The organism is Mesorhizobium sp. M1088 (assembly GCF_040318575.1).
Taxonomy (GTDB): Bacteria; Pseudomonadota; Alphaproteobacteria; order Rhizobiales; family Rhizobiaceae; genus Mesorhizobium.
Map to the genome: position 1 here is coordinate 179445 of NZ_JAMYMO010000008.1, position 20931 is coordinate 200375.

Below are 20931 nucleotides of genomic sequence, written 5' to 3' on the forward strand. Positions count from 1 at the left end.
ATGAGCCTGTTTGTCTTTTTCGCGGTGCTCGCCGCCGCTTCCATGCATGCGATCTGGAACGCGCTGGTCAAGGTCCACCTCGACCGTTTCCTGTCGATCACACTGATGACGCTCGGCATGGGTGCCGCTGCGCTGGTGACGTTGCCTTTCGTCGAGGTGCCGAAGCCGGAAGTGTGGCCATACATCCTCGCCTCGGTTGTCTTCCACATGGGCTACAGGACGTTCCTGATCGGCGCCTACAAGGCCGGCGATTTCGCCCAGACCTATCCGCTGGCGCGCGGCACCGCGCCATTGCTGGCCGCTTTGGGGGGCGTTGTGGTGGTTGCCGAGATGCCGGCGCCGCTCGCCATTCTCGGCATCCTCTTGTTGTCGGCGGGCACGCTGGTGCTGTCGTTTCGCGGCGGCGCGCATTTGGAGAAATTGAACCTGCGCGCCGTCGGTTTCGCGTTGGGCACATCGATCTTCATCGCCAGCTACACGCTGTCGGACGGCAGCGGCGCGCGGCTGGCCGCCACCGCGTCGAGTTATGCCGCCTGGCTGTTCGTCTGCGATGCGCTGTGGGCGCTGGTGCTATGCGTCGTCTCTCGCGGCCCACAGGCGCTGCCGGTGCTGGCGCGCGACTGGAAGGCCGGAATCTATACCGGCGTGCTCAGCGGCGGCGCCTACTGGATCGTGATGTGGGCGATGACCAAGGCGCCGATCGCCTCGGTGGCGTCGCTGCGCGAAACATCGATCCTGTTCGCCATGATGATCTCGGTGTTCGCGCTCGGCGAGAAGATGACGGCATGGCGAGGTGCCGCGGTGCTTAGCATCGTTGCCGGCGTCGTTGCGCTGAGAATGGGATAGTCACGCGATCTCCAGATCAAACACCATCAGCCCGTCGGTGCCGCCTTCGAGCGCCGCGACCAGTTTTGCGCCGGCTCGCTGATGCGCTTCATGCTCCAGATAGGCATCGCGTGCCGCAGCGTCGCGAAAGTCGATGGTGAAGCCGTGCGTGAAGCCGCGGGCGAAGGGTTCCGGGCTGGTATTGGCGCTGAATTCGACCTTGCCCATGCCGTCGATCACGGCCCGCAACACTTCGAGATCGGCATGGATTGCCGCGCGCTCGGCGTCGGCGGCATCGTTGCGAAATCTGACGAAGACACAGTGCCTGATCATTCTTTGTCCCTCATGCCGCTCGGTTGGTGGAAAACACCGCCGGCGGCAGCGGCTCGCGGCCAAGGATCAGATCGGCGCCTTTTTCGCCAACCATGATCGTCGGGGCATTGGTGTTGGAGGAGGGGATGCGCGGCATCACCGAGGCGTCGCAGACGCGCAGGCCCTCGATACCGCGCAGCCTGAGATCTGGCGTTACCACGCTCATCGCATCGTGGCCCATGCGGCAGGTGCCGACCGGGTGGTGGTCGGTCTTGGAACTGCGGCAGGCGTAGTCGAACAGCTCGTCGCCGCTCTGCAGGTCGGGTCCCGGCAGTACCTCGCGCAGTACATAGGGCTGCAGCGCCTTCTGCCGCATGATCTCGCGCGCCAGCCTCAGCCCCTTGATCGACATGTCGCGGTCATAGGGATCGGACCAATAGTTCGGATCGATCAGCGGGCGGTCGGCCGGGTCGGCACTGTTCAGCCGCACGGTGCCGCGCGAGCGCGGGCGCAGGAAGGCCGAGTTCAATGTCACGCCCGGATTGTTCAGCTTCTCGACGCCGGCCTCGATGCCGGAGCCGAGGCCGAGATGCAGCTGGATATCGGGAGAGGCGGCGGTCGGATCGGCGTACCAGAAGCCGCCGGTCTCGAACAGGCTGGAGGCTACCGGGCCTTTCTTCAGGAGCAGATACTGCAGGCCGGCCCAAGCCGTCCAGTGCAGCTTGGCGTAGTTGTCGTAGGTGTGATCGCCGGTGCATTCGGCGATGACGAACAGGTCGAGATGATCCTGGAGATTGGAGCCGACGCCGGGCAGATCGTGCACCGGTGTCACGCCGACCGCCTCCAGATGGTCGGCCGGGCCGATGCCCGACTGCAGCAAAAGCTTCGGCGAGCCGATGGCGCCGGACGAGACGATCACCTCGCGCTCGGCGCGCAGGATCGTTGGCTGGCCGCCCGGCCTGTCGACGATCTCGACGCCAACGGCGCGGCCCTTGTCGACGACGATGCGTGTCACCAGAACGCCGGTCCTGACGGTGAGATTCTTTCGCTCGCGGATCGGCCGGAGATAGGCGACAGAGGCGGAGGAGCGCTTCGCGTCCTTCTGCGTCAGCTGATAGTAACCGACGCCCTCCTGGGCTACCCCGTTGAAGTCGGGATTGAAGGGGATGCCCATCTCCTGTCCGGCACGGAAATAGGCCTCGCAGATCGGCAGCGGCGCGATCGGGTTCGACACGCCGAGCGGGCCTTGGTCGCCGTGGAAATCGTTGGCATAACGTTGATTGTTCTCGGCGCGCTTGAAATAGGGCAGTACGTCGCGATAGCCCCAGCCAGCAAGGCCTTCTTCCTTCTCCCAGGCGTCGTAGTCGCGGGCGTTGCCGCGCGTGTAGATCTGGGCGTTGATCGAAGAGCCGCCACCGATCACCTTGGCCTGAGTGTATCGGAAGACGCGGTCTTTCGTATGCTTTTGCGGCACTGTCGACCAGCCCCAGGCGGCGATGCCCTTGGTCATCTTGGCAAAACCGGCCGGCATGTGGATCAGCGGATGCCAGTCCTTGCCGCCGGCTTCGAGCAGCAGCACCTGATGCGACGGATCTTCGCTCAACCGGTTGGCGAGTACGCACCCGGCCGGGCCGGCGCCGACGATTATGTAGTCGGTCATGGCGTCACCTGTTCATAGCCTCGGCACCGACAGCGCACCGTCGACATTGATGACCGAGCCGGTCGAAAAGCCGAACTTGCCGCCGGCGAGCGCCGCCACGGCGGCACCGATATCTTCGCTCTCGCCCCAGCGCATCGCCGGCACCAGCCCGCCGTCGATCAGCCCGTCATATTTGGCGGTCACACCGGCGGTCATGTTGGTGCGGATGATGCCCGGGCGCACCTCGAACACGGCGATATTTTCGGCGGCGAGCCGCAGTGCCAGGTTCTTCACCCACATCGAAAGCCCAGCCTTGGAGATGCAGTAATCGGAACGTTCCGGCGAGGCCATGGCGGCGCTGACCGAAGTGATGGTGATGATCGATCTCGCACCATCGCTTGGCAGGCCGAGCATCGCTTTGGCGACGGCCTGGCTGAGGAATACGGTGCCGCGCAGATTGATGCCGAGCACCCGGTCGAAATTTTCCGGCTTGAGCTCGAGCAGATCGCCGCGCAGGACAGTGCCGATGCCGGCATTGTTGACCAGGCAGTCGATGCGGCCGAAGGCGCTTGTCGCGGCATCAATCAGCGCTGCGTGGCCGTCGAGGTCGGCGATGTCGCAGCTGACATAGGCGAATTTCGCGCCGCGCCCGGTGATGTCGGCGGCGAGCCCGTCTGCGGCTTCGTCAGCAAGGTCGGCGACGAGGATGTCGAAGCCTGCGCCGGCCAGCGCCTCGGCACAGGCAAGGCCGATGCCGCGCGCGCCGCCGGTGACGATCGCTGCCGGGCGGCTCATGTTGCAAGCTCCGTCTTGCGGATATGATCGGCGACGCGCAGCGCCTGTGCGGCGATCGACAGCGCCGGATTGACGGCGGCCGAATTCGGCAGGAAGCCAGCATCGACGACGAACAAATTGCTGTGGTCGAAGGAGCGGCAGAACGGATCCAGCGGCGAGGTCGCTGGATCGTTGCCCATCTTCACCGTGCCGCACTGATGTGAGGGCGTGCGCTTGTCAAACGGACGTGACAGGACGATCGGATAGCCGCAGGCGCGGAAATTCTCGCGCATCACCTTGGTCAGTCCGTCGAGCGACTGCATGTTGGAGCGCCGCCACTGCATGACGATGTCCTTGCCGTCGACCATGATGCGGCTGTCGGGATCGGGCAGGTCCTCGCACATCAGATACCAGTCGACGGCGTGGCCGGCCATGAAATCCAGCGCGAATTTGGGCGCGCGCCTGACATTGGCCTTGAGGATGTTGCCGTCGACTTTGCCTAGAAGCTGGACGTTGCCGAGCGGTTTGCCGCCCTTGCCGTCGGACAGATAATAATCGTTCAGCATCAGCGTCTTCTGGTAGACGGACTTGTTCCTGCGGCGCGGATCGATCGCCAGCATGGCGCTCGAATTGTGGTTCATGAAGTTGCGGCCGACCTGGTCGGAACGGTTGGCCAGGCCTTTGCCACCTCCCTTGCCCTTGGAAGAAGGGGAAGGCGAACGCAGCAGGACGGCGGCTGAATTGACCGCGCCGGCCGACAGGATCACCAGCTTCGGCGCGACTTTCTTCAGCGCACCGTTCTGGCGGTAATGGACGGTCTCGATCGTCCTGGCGTCCGGCGATGCCTCGAGATATTCGACATGGGCGCCGGTCTCAAGCCGGATATTCTGATCGGCAAGGGCTGCTGCCAACGGCCCGGATTGCGCGTCGATCTTGCCGGTCCCGGTGTTGGGAAACGCGTCCCACGGCGTGCTGCCATCTTTCAGCCAGGCTTCGATGTCGACGCCGAGCGGCAGCGATGCCGGATGCAGGCCTAGGCTCTTCAACTCGGCGCGCGCACGCGCGATCGGCGGCTCGTCTGGTACCGGCCCGAAAGGGTAGGGCGTAGAGTGGAACGGCTCGGTCGGGTCTTCGCCGAGTGCACCGCGCACGCGAAAAAGCTGCTCGGCCCTGGAATACCAGGGTTCGAATTCCTCATAGGAAAACGGCCAGGCCGGCGAGATGCCGCCATAGTGCTCCATCTCCGAAAAGTCTTCCCTGCGGTAGCGGATCAGCACAGCGCCGTAGAATTTCGAATTGCCGCCGACATAGTAGTAATTGCCCGGGTTGAAAGGCGCTCCGCCGGCCTCGAGCCACATCTCCTTCGGCCGATAATGACCATCGACGAAGATCGCGCGGGTGTCGCGTGTGTGCGGCGTTGCCGGCAGGGCTTCGCCGCGCTCCAGCATCAGGATCGAGGCGCCACTGCCGGCAAGGCCGGAGGCGATCGTGGCGCCGCCTATGCCGGAGCCGATGATGACGATGTCGGGATTTGTCATGGCCGTTAGACGATGCGTTTCTCGGTCGCCGGATCGAAGAACACCGCCTTGGTCAGGTTGAAGGCGAGCGGCGTGACCGTGCCGGGCTGGATTTTGGCATCGGCGCGCAGCCGCGCCACCACCGCCTTGCCGCCGAGATTGGTGACCGCGAACGTATCCGAGCCGGCCGGCTCGATGACCTCGATGTGACAGTCGGCGCGGGCGATGTTCGAGGCGTTGCGTTCGGCACCCTCGGGATCGGTCAGTGCTTCCGGGCGGACGCCGAAGATGATCGGTTTTCCCTGGAATGCCGACAGGCCGGCCGGCGCATTGCCCAGCGGCAGCGAGATCGGCTGGCGCGCCTCGCGCTCCATGACGACGGAGAAGCCGCTGCCGTTGCTGCCGATCGTCGCCGGGATCAGGTTCATCGCCGGCGAGCCCATGAAGTCGGCAACAAACAGGTTGACCGGATTGTTATAGATTTCGGCTGGCGTGCCGAACTGCTGCACCTCGCCGTCGCGCATCACCGCGATCTTGGTGGCCAGCGTCATCGCCTCGATCTGGTCGTGGGTGACGTAGACGATGGTGGTGCCGGTGGTGGCGTGCAGGCGCTTGATCTCGATGCGCATGTCGACACGCAGCTTGGCGTCGAGATTGGACAAAGGCTCGTCGAACAGGAACAGCTTTGGATCGCGCACCAGCGCCCGGCCCATGGCGACGCGCTGGCGCTGGCCGCCGGAGAGCTGGCTTGGCTTGCGCTTCAGCAAATGGCCGATCTGCAGGACCTTCGCCACCTTGTCGATCGCCTTCTGGCGCTCGCCGGCCGGCACGCCGCGCATCTCCATGCCGAAGGCGATATTGCCGGCAACCGTCATGTTCGGATAGAGCGCGTAGCTCTGGAAGACCATGGCGATGTCGCGCTTGGAGGGGTGGAGATCGTTGATCGTGCGTCCGTCGACGCGGATTTCCCCTTCGGTGATGGTTTCCAGGCCGGCAATAGTGTTGAGCAGCGTGGACTTGCCGCAACCGGAAGGCCCGACCAGCACGAGGAAGCCGCCCTTTTCCAGGTCGAGGTCGATGCCTTTCAGGATCTCGACCGCTCCGAAACGCTTCTTCAGCCCGTCAATTTCCAGAAAAGCCATGCGATTATCCTTTGACGGCGCCGGCCATCAGGCCGCGCACGAAATAGCGGCCGGCGAGCACGTATACGAGGAGCGTCGGCAGCGCGGCGATCATCGCCGCCGCCATGTTGACGTTGTATTCGACGACGCCGGTCGAGGTGTTGACGACATTGTTCAGCGCCACCGTCATCGGCATCACGTCGCCTGAGCCGGCATAGGCGGAAGCGAAGAGGAAGTCGTTCCAGATGTTGGTGAACTGGTAGATCACCGTCACCACGATGATCGGCAGCGAGTTGGGCAGCATGATGCGCCGGAAGATCTGGAAGAAGCTGGCGCCGTCGATCTGCGCCGCCTTCACCAGCTCGTTCGGAAACGCTTCGTAATAATTGCGGAAGAACAGGGTGGTGAAGCCGATGCCGTAGACGACGTGAACGAACACCAGGTTCACGGTCGGATTGCCGAAGCCGAAGGTGAGGCCGGTCGCGTTCTGCAGCTTGACGCCGAACCGGCCGAGGCTGCCGAGGATCGTTGCCATCGGCAAGAGGACGGACTGGAACGGAATGAAGCAGGCAAACAGCATCAGCCCGAACACCAGCGTCGCCCCGCGAAAGCGCCACTTCGTCAGCACATAGCCGTTGAGCGCGCCGAGCAGGGTCGAGATGATGACGGCCGGAACCACCATCTTGATCGAGTTCCAGAAATAACCCTTCATGCCGACGCAGGTGAGACCCGAGCAAACCTCGCTCCACGCCCTTATCCAAGGTGCGAAGGTCGGCTCCTGCGGCAGCGCCAGCATGTTGCCGTTCTGGATTTCGTCCATGGTCTTGAACGAGGTCACAAGCATGACGAACAGCGGCATCAGATAGAACAGCGCGAACAGCGCCAGCAGCCCGTAGATGACAATACGGTTGACCGTCCTGGCGCTGATACCGCCAGTGCTCTGGCGAGCAGGAGTGGCCACGGCGCTCATCGCGGCTTCTCCCGAAGCTCGGAATAGAGATAGGGAACGATGATCGCGGTGATGGTCATCAGCATGATCACGGCGCTGGCCGAGCCGACGGCCATCTCGTTGCGCTTGAAGGTGTACTCATACATGAAGTTGGACGGCAGCCAGGCCGAACCGCCCGGCCCGCCGCTGGTCAGCGCGACCACCAGATCGTAGGATTTGATGGCGAGATGCGCGAGGACGATCAAGGCGGACAGGAAGATCGGCCGCAGCAGCGGGATGACGATGCGACGGTAGAGCTGGAAGGTGGTGGCGCCGTCGATCTGCGCCGCCTTCAGGATCTCGCCGTCGATGCCGCGCAGGCCGGCCAGGAACATCGCCATGATGAAGCCCGACGCCTGCCAGACGCCGGCGATGACCACCGTGTAGATGACGAAATCCTTGTTCTTGATCCAGTCGAAATGGAAGCTCGTCCAGCCCCATTGGTGCAGTGTCTGCTCGAGGCCGAGGCCGGGGTCCAGAAACCATTTCCAGGCAACGCCGGTGACGATGAACGACAGTGCCATCGGGTAGAGGTAGATCGGCCGCAGCACACCTTCGCCGCGGATCTTCTGGTCGAGCAGGATCGCCAGGAACAGGCCGAGCGCCAGGCAGATGGAAATGTAGAGGAAGCCGAAAATCCCCATATTGGTGATCGACGTGTACCAGGAGGACGGCGGATCGCTTTCGAAAGTCCAGCGCCATAGCCGCTGATAGGCGCGTGGCCCGGTGATCGCATAGGAGGGAAAGGTCTTGGAATTGGTGAAGGACAGATAGATCGTCCACAGGATGAAGCCGTAGACGAAGACGATTGTGGCGGCGAAGCTCGGCGCCAGCACGAGCTTCGGCAGCGCATTCTGAAGGCGCGAGCGCACCGTGGCGCCCGGACGGGCATCGTGCTCCGGCGTCAGCGTGATACTGGTTTCAGCAACTGTGCTCATCTGTCCATTCCGTATGGCGGGTCCGGAATTCTGCTGTCTCGGGCTCTGCGGCACGAAAGCGTGCCGGTCGGCGCAACCGCAAAACCTCGCCGCAGGGGATCTCCCCGGCTTGCGCCGGGGAGATCATTCACATGGGCGGGTGCTTACTTGGCGTCTTCGATCGCGCTGACCAGTTGGGTCACGGCCTCGTCCGAGGTCTTGATCTGGCCGTGCACGAATTTCGAGACGACATCCTTGTAGGCGTTGGCAACCGCGGGAGGCGCGCCATAGCCCTGCGCCAGCGAACCGAACAGCGTGCCGCCTTCATTGGCGGCCTTCAGGTCGGCCATGCCCTTCTTGCCGCAAGCGTCGAAGTCGGTGTCCGGCACGTCGGTGCGGGCCGGGACAGAGCCCTTGACGACGTTGAAGGCCGACTGGAAGCTCTTCGACAGCGTGGCGGTGGCCAGGGCGATCTGGGCGGCCTTGCGGTCCTCCGGAACGTTGAACATGCCGAACATGTCGGAGTTGTAGACGACGCTGCCGTCGGTGCCCGGGAAGCGGTAGCACAGGAAGTCGGTGCCCGGGACCTTCTTGGCGGCGTTGAATTCGCCCTTGGCCCAGTCACCCATCACCTGCACCAGCGCATCGCCCTTGATGACCATGGCGGTGGCGAGGTTCCAGTCCCGGCCCGAGAAGTTCGGGTCGACATAGGTGACGAGCTTGGCGAGATTGTCGAACGACTTCTTCATCGTGTCGGACTTCAGCGACTCCTCGTCGAGGTCGTTGAAGGCCTTCTTGTAGAACTCAGGCCCGCCGGTCGACAGCACGACTGAGTCGAACATTGTCGCTTCCTGCCAGTTCTGGCCGCCCAGCGCGAGCGGGATGACGCCCGCCGCCTTGGCTTTGTCCAGCAACGCAATGAAGTCGTCGAAGGTCTTGGGCTCGGTGCCGCCGATCTTGTCCATCACCGCCTTGTTGATCCATAGCCAGTTGACCGAGTGGACATTGACCGGAGCCGCGACCCACTTGCCGTCATAGACGGAGAATTTCTGCAGGGCCGCGGGAACGGACTTGTCCCAGCCTTCCTTTATCGCCGTCTCGGTCAGGTCGCCCATAACGCCGGCTGCGGCGTAATCGAGCACGGTATAGCCAAGCATCTGCGAGGCGGTCGGGTAGTTGCCCGCTGCCACCATCGCCTTCAGCGCGGTCATGGCAGCGTCGCCGCCGCCGCCGGCCACCGGCACGTCCTTCCAGGCAAAGCCTTCCTTGGCCAGATCCTGCTTGAGCACGTTCAGAGCGGCAGCTTCGCCGCCCGACGTCCACCAATGCAGCATCTGGACTTCCTTGACGTCCTCGGCATGGGCCGCGAACGCAACGCCCGATGCGAGAGCCGTCCCGATAAGCAGTTTGCGCAACATGTACTTCCTCCCTTGTTGAACTTACACGACCGGCGGATGCCCGCCGGGTTCTTCCCAACTCAGCCGACCCACCATCCGGTGCGCTGGCCGCGATGAAACTGGATTGTCTTTTCCTCGGTATAATCCTCGACGGCGCGCTTGCCGAGTTCGCGTCCGAGACCGGACTGCTTGTAGCCGCCGAAAGGCAGCTCGGGGTAACCCTCCATGAACGTGTTCACCCAAACGGTTCCCGAACGCACATTCCGCGCCACCGACATGCAGGTATCGATGCTGGCGCTCCACACGCCCGCCGACAGACCATAGGGCGTGTTGTTGGCGATGTGCAACGCCCTTTCAATCGATTCAAAAGTCAGCACCGAGAGCACCGGACCGAACACTTCCTCGCGTGCAATGGCCATGTCTTCGGTGACATCGCGAACGATGGTCGGATCAAGATACTGGCCGGCGCTCGAAGCAAGCTGATTGCCGCCGCTACAGATCCGGCCGCCGCCGTTTTCCGCTGCCGTCACGTAGCCGGTGACCTTGGCCATATGGTCGGCGGAGATCATCGCGCCGACCTTGGTGCGGTCGTCGAGCGGGTCGCCGACAACCACCTTGGCGGTGAGGGCATTGACGGCGCCGAGGAACTCGTCGGCGATCGCCTCATGGACGATCAGCCGGCTGCCGGCATTGCAGCATTCGCCGGCATTGAAAAAGCCGCCGAACACCGCCGCGTCGGCGGCGGCCTCGAGGTCGGCATCGGGAAAGACGATCTGGCCGTTCTTGCCGCCGAGCTCCATCGCGACTTTCTTCAGCGAGTTGGCGGCAGACGCCATGGTCATCTTGCCGACGCGGGTGGAGCCGGTGAACGACACCATCTCGACCAGCGGATGGCTGACCATCGGTGCGCCGACATCGGCGCCCAACCCGGCAAGGATGTTGACGACGCCATTCGGCAGGCCGGCCTGCATCAGGATCTCGCCGAGCACAAAGGTCGAGGCCGAGGTCATCTCGCTCGGCTTGACCACCGCCGTGCAGCCGGCGGCGAGCGCGAAGGGCAGCTTCTGGCTGACGATAAGGAACGGGAAATTCCACGGCGTGATGATGGAGACGACGCCGATCGGTTCGCGCAACACGACGCCGAGCATGGCATCGCCGAGATTGGCGTAGCTTTCGCCGTGAAGCGTGCGGGCAAGTGCCGCGGCATAACGCCAGATATCGACGGCGCCGCCGATCTCGCCGCGCGCCTGCGCAATCGGTTTGCCGGATTCCAGTGCGTCGAGCCGGGCAATCTCGTCCAGCCGCGCCTCGATCAGGTCAGCAGCCTTGAGCAGGATCGCGGCGCGCTCGGCGGCCTTCATGCGCGGCCACGGGCCGGTCTCGAAGGCCCTGTGCGCGGCCTGTACCGCAGCCTCCACGTCCGCCGCGCCGGCTTGTGCATAGCGCGAGACGGTGAAGCCGTGGCCAGGGCTGCTGCGCTCCAGCGTGCGGCCGTCCTGGGCGTCGACGAACCTGCCGCCGATCAGCAGCCGGTAGCTTTTCGGCGCTGCGGCTGCCTCGGCGGGTATGGCGATGTTGAGGGGTGCGTTCATGTGATTTCCAGGTTCCTAAGATCTTGAGAACGCCGGCTTCTGCTTGGCCTTGAAAGCCTCGACGCCGGTCCTGAGATCGCTTGTCAGCGCGATGAAGCCGCTGGCCAGCGCTTCGGTCGCGGCAGCACTCTCTTCGCCCTCCGCGATGGCAATCATCAGCTTGGCGGCTTCGGTCGCGAGCGGGCCGCGCTCGGCGATCTTGCCGGCCCAGGCCTTGGCTTCAGCGAACGCCTTACCGGTCTCGACCACCCGGTCGACAATCCCCAGAGCAAGAGCCTCGGTAGCCAGAAACACTTCGCCGCCGAGCGCCATCCGCCGCACTGCCTGCGCGCCGAAGCGGCGCACGGCGCGCTGGGTGCCGGACCAGCCGGGAACGACGCCGATCGAGGTTTCGGGGAACCCCAGCTTCACCTGTGTTTCCGCCACGCGGAAGTCTGCAGCGGCCGCCAGTTCCAGCCCGCCGCCCAGCGCATGGCCGGCAAGCACGGCGATGGTCGGCTGCCGCAGCCGCGCCAGTCGGTCGAAGACGCGATGGCCGTAGCGCACCCATTGCACCTGGAAATCGGCGGCGCTCATTTCCGCCCAAGCCTCGACATCGCCGCCGGCGCAAAAGCCCTTGCCTTCGCCGCAGATCAGCACGACGCGGACGCCGGTTGCTGTCTCGGCCTCGTCGAGTGCCGCTTCCAGCGCCCGCAGCATCGGAATATCGAGCGCGTTGAATTTCTCCGGCCGGCGCAGTGTGACAATGCCGATGGGGCCGTCGGTTTCAAAGATTACCAGACGCTCAGCCATGTGCGCCTCCAAGCGATGCGCCGCCATTGAGCGACAGGCCGATCGGCCGGTCCCGGTAGAGCGCATCCGGTGTAATTTTCAGCTCGTTGGCGACGGCGAGCGGGATCTCGGCCTGCGCCAGCACATCGCGCTCAAGGTCGATGCCCGGCGCCAGCTCGGTCACCATCAGCCCTGCCGGCGTCAGCTTCATCACGCAGCGCTCGGTGACATAGGTGATGTCCTGTCCCTGGGCGACGGCACGCTTGCCCGAGAAGGAGATATGCTCGACCTCGCCGACGACTTTCTTGACCTTGCCCTCCTGGTCGATGCGAATGCCGCCACCGGCAAGCGACAGCTTGGCGCCGGCGTTAAAGAAACCGGAAAAGACGATCTTCTTCGCCCGCGCGGTGATGTCGACGAAGCCGCCGGCGCCGGCGGTGACGTGGGGCCGCGCCGAAAGCTTCGAGACATTGACAGAGCCGTGGCGGTCGATCTGCAGGAAGGACAGCAGCGAGGCGTCGAAGCCGCCGGCCTGGAAATAGATGAACTGGTGCGGCGAGGGCATGAAGGCGTCGGCATTCGACGAGCAGCCGAACTTGAAGTCGAGCAGCGGCACGCCGCCGACCGCGCCCTGTTCGATGACCCAGGTGACCTTGCCGTGCTGGCCTTCCTCGAGCAGAATGCGCGGCACATTGGCCGAGATGCCGAAGCCGATATTGACCGCCATGCCGTCGGCAAGCTCCATGGCGACGCGGCGCGCAATGACCTTCTGGACGTTCATCTCGGCGTTGCGAAAGCTCGACAGCGGCCGGAAGATCTCGCCGGAGATGGCCGGATCGTAAGGCGTCAGCGTCGTCTGCAACTGGTCGGGCGCCACCACGATATGGTCGACCAGCACGCCGGGCACGCGCACATCGTGCGGCTTCAGCGTGCCGTTCTCGACGACGCGCTTGACCTGCGCGATGACGATGCCGCCATTGTTGCGGGCGGCCAGCGCCTGTTCGAGGCCGCCGAGATAGGCACCCTCATGCTCATAGGTAAGGTTGCCGCGCTCGTCCGCCGTGGTGGCGCGGATGATCGCGACCTGCGGTACGATCGAGCGGAAATAGAGCCATTCCTCGCCGTCGAACTGCTGCACCGAAACGATCGGCTCGCTGGCGGCAGTATTCATGGCGCAACCCTGATGGCGCGGGTCGGCAAAGGTATCGAGCCCGACCTTGGTCAGCACGCCGGGGCGCTTGGCCGCGGCTTCGCGGTGCATGTCGAACAGGATGCCGGATGGCACGTTGTAGGCGGCGACCGTATTGTCGCCGATCATCTTCCAGATCTGCGGCGGTTCCGACGATGACGGCCCGGACGGATAGGAGCCGCACAAAGTGCGCTTCAACAGGCCGGGCTTGGCTACATGGTCGATGCCCTTGATGCCGTACATGTCACCGGCGGCGATCGGGTGCAGCGTCGTGATGTCCTTGGGATGGCCGTCGGCGTCGAAGCGCTCGCCGATCGCGGCAAGCACCGCATCCGGGCAGCCGAGGCCGCTCGACGACGACACGGAAACGACCACGCCATCCCTGATCAGGCCGGCAGCCTCAGCCGCGGAAACGAGCTTGCTCACGCTGCGCTCCCGAGCTTCGGGTCGATGGCAACGGCCTTGCCAGACCTGGCCGACTGCAATGCCGCTTCGGCTGATGTCAGCGACCAGACGCCGTCCTCGCCGGTGGCGGAAGGCTGGCCCTCGCCGCGGATCGCCGCGTGGAATTGGCGCAGCGAACGGGCATAGAGGTCTTCGCGGTCGAAGCTCAATTCCTCCTCACCCTGTGCCGTGCGAAGCAACACCGAGCCGACTGGCTTCTGCGTCATCACGTCCTTGGCGATCAGCGAGCCTTCGCTGCCATGCACCTCGAAGCCGGTGCCGGCGAATTTGGTGGTGAAGCCCTCATGCGATTGGGCAATGATCCCCGATCCGAAGCGCCAGAGGCACATGGCGCCGTCTTCCAGCCCGCCGGCGGCCATGCCGGCCGACTGCGTGAATGCCGAGATCTCGACGGGATCGTCGCCGAGCACGAAGCGCAGCGTGTCGGCATCGTGGACGGTGATGTCGAGCACCACGCCGCCGCCGGCGTCCGGCCTGGTGATGCGCCAGCCCTGCAGGTTTTCCGGCAGATAGACGGAGTGGAAGACGCGCGCGGCGATCGGCCTGCCGATGCGGCCGGCAGCGATCGCTTCGCGCATCGCCCGATGCGAGCCGGCATTGCGCAGGTGGTGATTGGTGCCGAGCACGACGCCGGCGGCCCTGGCCGCCGCGACCATCTTGCGCGCGTCGGCGCTGGTCAGCGCCAGTGGTTTTTCGCAAAGCACATGCTTTCCCGCCTCGATGGCGGCGAGTGCCTGTTCGAGATGCAATTCGTTGGTGGTCGAGATGTAGACGGCGTCGATGTCGGAGCCGAGCAATTCATCAATCGTCGCGACCGCCGCCGGAATGCGGTTTTCCAGAGCATAGGCGGTAGCCCGCTCCGGGCTGGAGCTCATCACTGCGGCGATCTCGCCGTCCGGCTGCGCGCGGATGGCGCCGATCATGAACTGTCTTGCGATCGTGCTGGCGCCGATCAGCCCCCAACTGACGGTCATGCCGCGTCTCCCATTCCTGCGCAGCCATGCTCCTTGCGATCGGGGCCGCAGCTTTCCCTGACCACGAGGTTGACGGCGCCGATATGATCCTCGGCGCGCGTGGTGCGCGATTGGATCATCTTCAGCACGACATGGGCGGCGCGCTCGCCGAGGCCGGCGGTGTTCACCGCGACGCTGGTCAGCGCCGGCATATAGTGCTCGGCCTCGGCGACGTCGTCGAAGCCGACGACGGCAAAGTCCGCGCCGGGTTCCAGGCCGCGCTTGCGCAGCGCCAGCAAGACGCCGAAGGCGACCGCATCGTTGAAGCAAAGGGCCGCGGTCGGCGGCGCGGCCATGGCAAGTGCGGTTTCCAGGCAGGCAATACCGCCCTTGCGGCTGGTTTCGCCCTCGAAGACCAGCCTGTCGGCCGGATCGATGCCGAGCGCTTCACAGGCCTCGCGAAAGCCGCCCAGGCGTTCGTGATAGACGACAAGGTCGGACGAGCCGCCGAAGAAGGCCAGCCGGCTGTGGCCCTTGCCGATCAGATGGGCGGTGGCAAGATAAGCGCCGCGATGATTGTCGGGCGTGATCACCGGGATGCGGCTTTCGGGAAGCCGGCGCATGACGAAGACGACCGGAACGCCTGCGGTCTCAAGGCGACGGAACGCGCCAGGCGTGGTGCCGCGCGCCGGCGACACGACGAGCCCGGCGACACCCTGCTCCATCAACGATTTCAGAACCTCTTCCTGGCGCACCGGGTTTTCGGCCGTATTGGCGATGAAAGGCACGACGCCGGCCGACTGGAAGACGCGCTCCATGCCGACCGCGAGCTCGGCGAAAAACGGATTGGTGAGATCGTTGATGACCATGCCGATGACGTTGGAATGGGCCTTGCGCAGATTGGCGGCGCCGCGGTTGTAGACGTAGCCGACGTCCTCGATCGCCTTGCGCACCTTGAGCACGGTTTCGGGCCGGATCAGCCCGCTGCCTTGCAGCACCAGCGATACCGTCGATTTGGACACGCCCGCCTCACGGGCGATGTCGAGTATCGTTGCCTTGGCCCGGCTGGCCATCCAGATCTGTCCTCCCGGTGGTTTCTTGTGCGATTTATTGGAACGATCTAATCCCTGCGGCGCATTTGAGTCAATCGCGTTTTTGCGAAGCCGGGAAAAATGCGGCTCGGCGGCGCAATTCTCCCGCAAGCAGGGCTTTCGGCTACTGCGATGCAGCAATTTTCGCTGCACGAGGCAGGGGGCAAAATATCTTGATTTGTTGGAACGTTCCATTTAATAGGCATTGGTAGGGGAGAGAGCCATGGACATCACCTTGCCCGGGGAAGGCGCCAGCCGTGTCCGCTACCGGCTTGTCGGCCAGCCGGTGCAGCCGGTGGCCGGCGCTCGCTTCTCGCGCATCGCCTACGCCGCCGCCCATGTCGTTGCCGATCCCCTCGCCATGACCGATCCGTGGTCGAGGCCCGCGGTCGACTGGGACAAGACGATGGCGTTTCGCCGTCACCTCTGGCGGCTTGGCTTCCGTGTCGCCGAAGCGATGGACACCTCTCAGCGCGGCATGGGTTTCGACTGGGCGAATGCCAAGGAATTGATCCGCCGCTCGATCGCCGAGGCGCGCAGCGTCGAAGGCGCCGATCTTGCGTCGGGCGCCGGCACCGACCATCTGGCGCCGGGGGGCGCCAGCAGGCTAGATGATGTCATCGCGGCCTATGAAGAACAGCTCGGCTTCATCGAAGGGCTTGGCGGCAAGGCGATCATGATGGCCAGCCGGGCGCTGGCGGCGGTCGCCAAAGGCCCCGACGACTATATCGGCGTCTACGACCGCATCCTGTCCCAGGCCTCCGGCAAGGTCATCCTGCACTGGCTGGGCGACATGTTCGACCCGGCGCTGAAAGGCTACTGGGGCAGCAGCGACTTCGAAACTGCGCTGGAGACGGTGGTCGCGATCATCGAACGCCATGCCGGCAAGGTCGAAGGCATAAAGATATCGCTGCTCGATGCCGGCAAGGAGATTGCGCTCAGGGATCGGCTGCCCGAGGGCGTGCTGATGTTCACCGGCGACGATTTCAATTACCCCGAGCTGATCGCCGGCGACGGCGACAGACATTCGCACGCGCTGCTCGGCATTTTCGATGCCATCGCGCCGGTCGCCAATGCGGCGCTGGCAAAGCTGGCCGACGGCGACCGCGCGGGCTACGACGCGCTGATGGCCCCGACAGTGCCGCTGTCGCGCAAGATCTTCGAGGCGCCGACCGAATACTACAAGGCCGGCATCGTCTTCATGGCATGGCTGAACGGCCATCAGGAGCATTTTTCGATGGTCGGCGGCATGCAATCGGCGCGCGGCGTCCGTCACTATGCCGATGTCTTTCGCCTTGCCGACCAGGCAGGGTTGCTGGCCGACCCCGGGCTTGCCATTGCCAGAATGACAAGCCTGTGCGCGGTAGCGGGCGTCTGATCGCGAGCGCTACAGTGTCCGATCCAAAGGTTGCTTCGGATGGCTTTGCGATTTGCCTTGTCTGGGCAAATCTGTATGCGGTATGCGTCCGGCAACAGAGAAGCCGATCCGGCGCTCCGCCGGCCAACTGGCATAGCTGCCGTTCTGCATTGGGGTAAGCTGATGACCTTCGACCTTCAGGGTAAGCGCGTTTTCGTGGCCGGACATCGCGGCATGGTCGGCTCGGCCATCCTGCGCAGATTGGCCGACGAGGATTGCGAGGTCCTGACCGCCTCGCGCGCCGAGCTCGATCTTCTCGACCAGGCCGGCGTGCGGCGTTGGATGTCAGACCGCAAGCCGGATGCAGTGGTGATGGCGGCGGCCAAGGTTGGCGGTATCCTGGCCAACAACAGGCTTCCGGTCGATTTTCTGCAGGACAATCTCGTCATGCAGAACAATGTCATCGACAGCGCCTTCCGCAACGAGGTGCAGAAGCTGCTGTTTCTCGGTTCATCCTGCATCTATCCCAAATTCGCGGCGCAGCCGATCTCCGAGGACGCCTTGCTGACAGGGCCGCTCGAACCCACCAACGAATGGTATGCGATCGCCAAGATCGCCGGGCTGAAACTGTGCCAGGCCTATCGGCGCCAGTACGGCGTCGACTACATCTCGGCGATGCCGACCAATCTCTACGGCCCGGGCGACAATTTCGACCTCAATTCCAGCCATGTCGTGCCCGCTCTGATGCGCAAGGCGCACGAGGCCAGGCGCGCCGGCCGCAAGAGCCTGGAGGTGTGGGGATCAGGCACGCCGATGCGCGAATTCCTGCATGTCGACGACGCCGCCGACGCGCTGGTCTGGTTGCTGAAGAATTATTCGGGCGACAGCCACATCAATGTCGGCTCGGGGGAAGACATCACCATTGCCGATCTTGCCCGCACCATCGTGTCGGTCGCCGGCGCCGATGCCGCAATAACATTCGATGCGACGAAGCCGGACGGCACGCCGCGCAAGCTGATGGACGTGTCGCGTCTGTTCGCCACCGGCTGGCGCCCGCGCTACTCGCTGCGCAGCGGGTTGGAACAGACCTATGCCTGGTTTCTGGAGCACGTCGAGACCGGCGATCTGCGCCTCGGTGCGGCCTGAGGCCGGTATAGGCAGGGAACGTCAGTCAACGAAAAATACCGACGGCCAATTGAGGGATTATCTGGATGGTGGGCGTGACAGGGATTGAACCTGTGACCCCTGCAATGTCAATGCAGTGCTCTCCCGCTGAGCTACACGCCCATCCGAAGCCGCGCATACACCATTTTTGGTTCGGCACGTCAATAGCGGGAAAGGGGAAAGAATGGCTGGCTTGCCGGGTCGGTCAAGACGCGAGAAAAAACGCGTCAGGCGGCCTGCAGCATCTTTTCGACTTCGTTGACGAGGTCGCGCAGGTGGAACGGCTTCGATAGCACCTTGGCGTCTTTCGGCGCCTTGGAATCAGGGTTCAGTGCGACGGCGGCGAAGCCGGTGATGAACATCACCTTGAGGTCGGGATCGATCTCCGTGGCGCGACGGGCGAGCTCGATGCCATCCATCTCGGGCATGACGATGTCGGTCAAAAGCAGCGAAAAAGGTTCCTCGCGCAGCCGCTCATAGGCACTGGCGCCATTGTCGAAATCGCTGACCTGATAACCGGCGCGCTCCAGCGCCTTGACGAGGAACCGGCGCATGTCGTCATCGTCTTCCGCCAGCAGAATGCGTGCCATCTTGTCCCGTCCGAATCACCCAACCGACAATGCCGTGCGGCAAGCCCGTTAACCATGCTGTATATGAGGAGGTGACGGTAAACATCAAGTGAACGTTGGCCGCACAATCCTGATTTGGCTGGCGCTTCGGCGGCTGGACATGCGGGCGGCGAGGTGGCACTTTCCTATCATGATGCATTGGTATTCCCGGGTTCGTCCAAATTGAAAACGGCAGCCGAGGATTTTTCGGTCGTTCCACCCTTCGAAATCCGATCGGGCGCCGAACAGCGCGTTCCCTTCCTCTTCAACTCGCCGCATAGCGGCCGCTACTATCCGGACCGGTTCATGGCTATGGCCAAGCTGGACCGCAACGCCATCCGCCGCTCTGAGGACTGCTATGTCGAGGAATTGTTCGGCGGCGCCGTCGCGCTCGGAGCGCCGATGCTGGCGGCAAACTTCCCGCGCGCCTATCTCGACGTCAATCGGGAGCCGTGGGAACTCGACCCGCGCATGTTCGCCGAACCGGTGCCGTCATTCTGCAACATCCGCTCGGCGCGGGTGGCCGGCGGGCTCGGCACCGTGCCCAAGCTGGTCGGCGAGGGGCTCGACATCTATTCCGGCCGCTTGCCGCTGGCGGAAGCCGTGGCGCGCATCGAAGCGGTCTACAAGCCCTATCACGAGACGCTGAAACGGCTTTTGACCAGAACCCATGCGCGCTTCGGCTACGCCGTGCTGATTGACTGCCACTCGATGCCGGCAAGCATAAGGGTCGGCGACAGCGGATTGCGGCCGGATTTCATCGTCGGCGACCGTTTCGGCATCTCGGCCGCGGCGGCGTTGACCGAGACGGCGATCGGCCTGCTCACCGGCATGGGCTACAGCGTCGCCCACAACAAGCCCTATGCCGGAGGCTTCATTACCGAGCACTATGGCCGCCCCGTGCGCCATCTGCATGCGCTGCAGATCGAGGTCAATCGCGGGCTCTACATGAATGAGCGGACGTTCCAGAGATCGGCTGGTTTCGACGCACTGGCCGACGATCTGGCGCGGTTTTCGGCCGAACTGATGGCGATGCCCGATCACAATTTCATGGATCTGCCGCTGGCCGCCGAATAGCCGCGGAATCGCGGTACCCGCCGCTCATGCGGCAGCGTAAAAAAAGACCGCATCGTTTGCACGACACGGTCGAAGTCTAGGGAGGAAACGCCCAAGGAGGGCATGGACAGGAACCCCTGTCCGAGAACAAACGTATTGTGCGCTGCACAAATGTCAAGGCGCGTTCCGGCTTTTTTAATTCACTGTGAAGTGGAAACTGCATTTCCATGACGGCGGCGTTGCATTCGAGCAACAGTTGGCACCATGCGAAAGGCTCCGAACGCCCTTGTTTCGGCATAAATCCGTAGGCAAACGGGTATCTCCAAACATGCTGGAGCGGGAGAATCAGTTGGACATCAACATCGAGTTCATGCGGCGCATTGCGCGTGCCGCCGCAGCCGAGACCTTGCCGCGCTTCCGCAACCAGGGCGCGGTCACCAACAAGGAGCGCGGCAGCTTCGACCCGGTCACCGAGGCCGACCGCGAGGCCGAGCGCGCCATCCGGGCGCTGATATCAGCGCAATACCCCGATCACGGCGTTCTCGGCGAGGAACATGGCAGCGAAAACATCTCCAGCCGGCATGTCTGGGTGATCGATCCGATCGATGGAACGCGCGCCTTCATTTCCGGCCTGCCGGTATGGGGCACGCTGGTCGGGCTGACGGTCGACGGCGATGCCGTCGCCGGCATGATGTCGCAGCCCTTCACCGGCGAGTTGTTCTACGCCAATGCCTCCGGCTCGCATTATGAAGGTCCCGGTGGCCCCCGAAAACTCGCTACGCGCAAGACGACGAATCTCGCCGAGGCGACGCTGTTCACCACCACGCCGGCGCTGTTCAAGGGAGACGCGCGCCTGCGCTACGACCTGTTCGAGCAACAGGTCCAGCTCGCCCGTTACGGCACCGACTGCTATGCCTTCGCGATGGTGGCGGCGGGCAGCGTCGATATCGTTGCCGATCCCGGATTGAAACCGTACGACATCGTCGCGCTGATCCCGATCATCGAGAAGGCAGGCGGCGTTGTCACCACCTTCGAAGGCGGCCCGGCGGAAAACGGCGGCGACATCCTGGCGGCGGCGACACCGGAGCTGCACGCAGCCGCGATGGCGGCGCTGCGCGGCTAAGCATCCGGTGCACCCACGCGTCTGTTTTGCGCAAATCCGACGGAAACCGCGGTACGGTCCTAAAGCAAAGCG

19 protein-coding genes and 1 tRNA gene are annotated in these 20931 nt (G+C 64.0%); 5 read left to right on the top strand and 15 right to left on the bottom strand.

All coding sequences use genetic code 11. The features are described 5' to 3' along the window. A complete protein-coding gene (locus tag NKH49_RS13205; RefSeq protein ID WP_352539371.1) occupies positions 1-846 on the top strand; it encodes an EamA family transporter in 846 nt (281 codons plus the stop codon). On the opposite strand, the gene NKH49_RS13210 is transcribed toward NKH49_RS13205, so the two are convergent. The 13 genes from NKH49_RS13210 to NKH49_RS13270 all read right to left on the bottom strand — a co-directional run bounded on the left by NKH49_RS13210 (position 847) and on the right by NKH49_RS13270 (position 15533). Beyond that, complete coding sequence (locus tag NKH49_RS13210) at positions 847-1158, bottom strand: Dabb family protein (RefSeq protein ID WP_352612930.1); 312 nt, start codon at positions 1156-1158, stop codon at positions 847-849. A gap of 10 nt (positions 1159-1168) precedes the next feature. Continuing rightward, positions 1169-2797 carry a GMC family oxidoreductase gene (locus NKH49_RS13215; protein WP_352612928.1) on the bottom strand — a complete coding sequence of 543 codons (1629 nt, stop codon included), beginning with the start codon at positions 2795-2797 and terminating at the stop codon, positions 1169-1171. 12 nt (positions 2798-2809) lie between these two features. Then, positions 2810-3571: a 3-ketoacyl-ACP reductase gene (locus NKH49_RS13220; RefSeq protein ID WP_352612926.1), complete on the bottom strand. Its 762-nt coding sequence runs from the start codon at positions 3569-3571 to the stop codon at positions 2810-2812. Then, positions 3568-5088, bottom strand: a complete 1521-nt coding sequence (locus NKH49_RS13225) for a GMC oxidoreductase (RefSeq protein WP_352612924.1) — start codon at positions 5086-5088, stop codon at positions 3568-3570. Before NKH49_RS13225 ends, NKH49_RS13220 begins: the two co-directional genes overlap by 4 nt. Positions 5089-5093: 5 nt before the next feature. Continuing rightward, positions 5094-6209 (bottom strand): ABC transporter ATP-binding protein, encoded by a 1116-nt coding sequence (locus NKH49_RS13230; protein WP_023675366.1) that lies wholly within the window; start codon positions 6207-6209, stop codon positions 5094-5096. 4 nt (positions 6210-6213) lie between these two features. After that, positions 6214-7158 carry a carbohydrate ABC transporter permease gene (locus NKH49_RS13235; RefSeq protein WP_023675367.1) on the bottom strand — a complete coding sequence of 315 codons (945 nt, stop codon included), beginning with the start codon at positions 7156-7158 and terminating at the stop codon, positions 6214-6216. Further along, a complete protein-coding gene (locus NKH49_RS13240) occupies positions 7155-8114 on the bottom strand; it encodes a carbohydrate ABC transporter permease (protein WP_352469510.1) in 960 nt (319 codons plus the stop codon). Before NKH49_RS13240 ends, NKH49_RS13235 begins: the two co-directional genes overlap by 4 nt. Positions 8115-8257: 143 nt before the next feature. Continuing rightward, positions 8258-9511, bottom strand: coding sequence for an ABC transporter substrate-binding protein (locus tag NKH49_RS13245; RefSeq protein WP_031194023.1), 1254 nt, complete (start codon positions 9509-9511; stop codon positions 8258-8260). A 59-nt stretch (positions 9512-9570) separates the two neighbouring features. Then, positions 9571-11082, bottom strand: a complete 1512-nt coding sequence (locus NKH49_RS13250) for an aldehyde dehydrogenase family protein (RefSeq protein WP_352539369.1) — start codon at positions 11080-11082, stop codon at positions 9571-9573. A gap of 15 nt (positions 11083-11097) precedes the next feature. Continuing rightward, positions 11098-11874 (bottom strand): enoyl-CoA hydratase/isomerase family protein, encoded by a 777-nt coding sequence (locus tag NKH49_RS13255; RefSeq protein ID WP_352612922.1) that lies wholly within the window; start codon positions 11872-11874, stop codon positions 11098-11100. Further along, the gene (locus NKH49_RS13260) at positions 11867-13468 is read right to left on the bottom strand and encodes an acyl CoA:acetate/3-ketoacid CoA transferase (protein ID WP_352612920.1); all 1602 of its coding nucleotides are present in this window, start codon (positions 13466-13468) and stop codon (positions 11867-11869) included. The genes NKH49_RS13255 and NKH49_RS13260 overlap by 8 nt, the downstream gene beginning before the upstream one ends. Further along, positions 13465-14481 (bottom strand): Gfo/Idh/MocA family protein, encoded by a 1017-nt coding sequence (locus NKH49_RS13265; protein WP_352612918.1) that lies wholly within the window; start codon positions 14479-14481, stop codon positions 13465-13467. The genes NKH49_RS13260 and NKH49_RS13265 overlap by 4 nt, the downstream gene beginning before the upstream one ends. Further along, a complete protein-coding gene (locus NKH49_RS13270) occupies positions 14478-15533 on the bottom strand; it encodes a LacI family DNA-binding transcriptional regulator (protein ID WP_352612916.1) in 1056 nt (351 codons plus the stop codon). The genes NKH49_RS13265 and NKH49_RS13270 overlap by 4 nt, the downstream gene beginning before the upstream one ends. A 241-nt stretch (positions 15534-15774) precedes the next feature. On the opposite strand from NKH49_RS13270, the gene NKH49_RS13275 reads away from it, so the two are divergent. Further along, entirely contained in the window at positions 15775-16929 is a 1155-nt protein-coding gene (locus NKH49_RS13275) for a dihydrodipicolinate synthase family protein (protein WP_352612914.1), read from the top strand. Between the two features lie 162 nt (positions 16930-17091). Continuing rightward, positions 17092-18054 (top strand): GDP-L-fucose synthase, encoded by a 963-nt coding sequence (gene fcl, locus NKH49_RS13280; RefSeq protein WP_352612912.1) that lies wholly within the window; start codon positions 17092-17094, stop codon positions 18052-18054. Positions 18055-18120: 66 nt separating this feature from the next. On the opposite strand, the gene NKH49_RS13285 is transcribed toward fcl, so the two are convergent. Together NKH49_RS13285 and cpdR are read right to left on the bottom strand one after the other, a co-directional pair. Then, positions 18121-18195: transfer RNA gene (locus NKH49_RS13285), tRNA-Val, on the bottom strand. Positions 18196-18299: 104 nt separating this feature from the next. Continuing rightward, positions 18300-18662 (bottom strand): cell cycle two-component system response regulator CpdR, encoded by a 363-nt coding sequence (gene cpdR / locus NKH49_RS13290; protein WP_006199474.1) that lies wholly within the window; start codon positions 18660-18662, stop codon positions 18300-18302. 153 nt (positions 18663-18815) lie between these two features. Between cpdR and NKH49_RS13295 the strand changes: the two genes are divergently transcribed. Continuing rightward, the gene (locus NKH49_RS13295) at positions 18816-19757 is read left to right on the top strand and encodes an N-formylglutamate amidohydrolase (RefSeq protein ID WP_352612910.1); all 942 of its coding nucleotides are present in this window, start codon (positions 18816-18818) and stop codon (positions 19755-19757) included. Positions 19758-20085: 328 nt separating this feature from the next. Further along, positions 20086-20859 (top strand): histidinol-phosphatase, encoded by a 774-nt coding sequence (gene hisN, locus NKH49_RS13300; RefSeq protein ID WP_352926284.1) that lies wholly within the window; start codon positions 20086-20088, stop codon positions 20857-20859. The last annotated feature ends 72 nt before the right edge of the window (positions 20860-20931 follow it).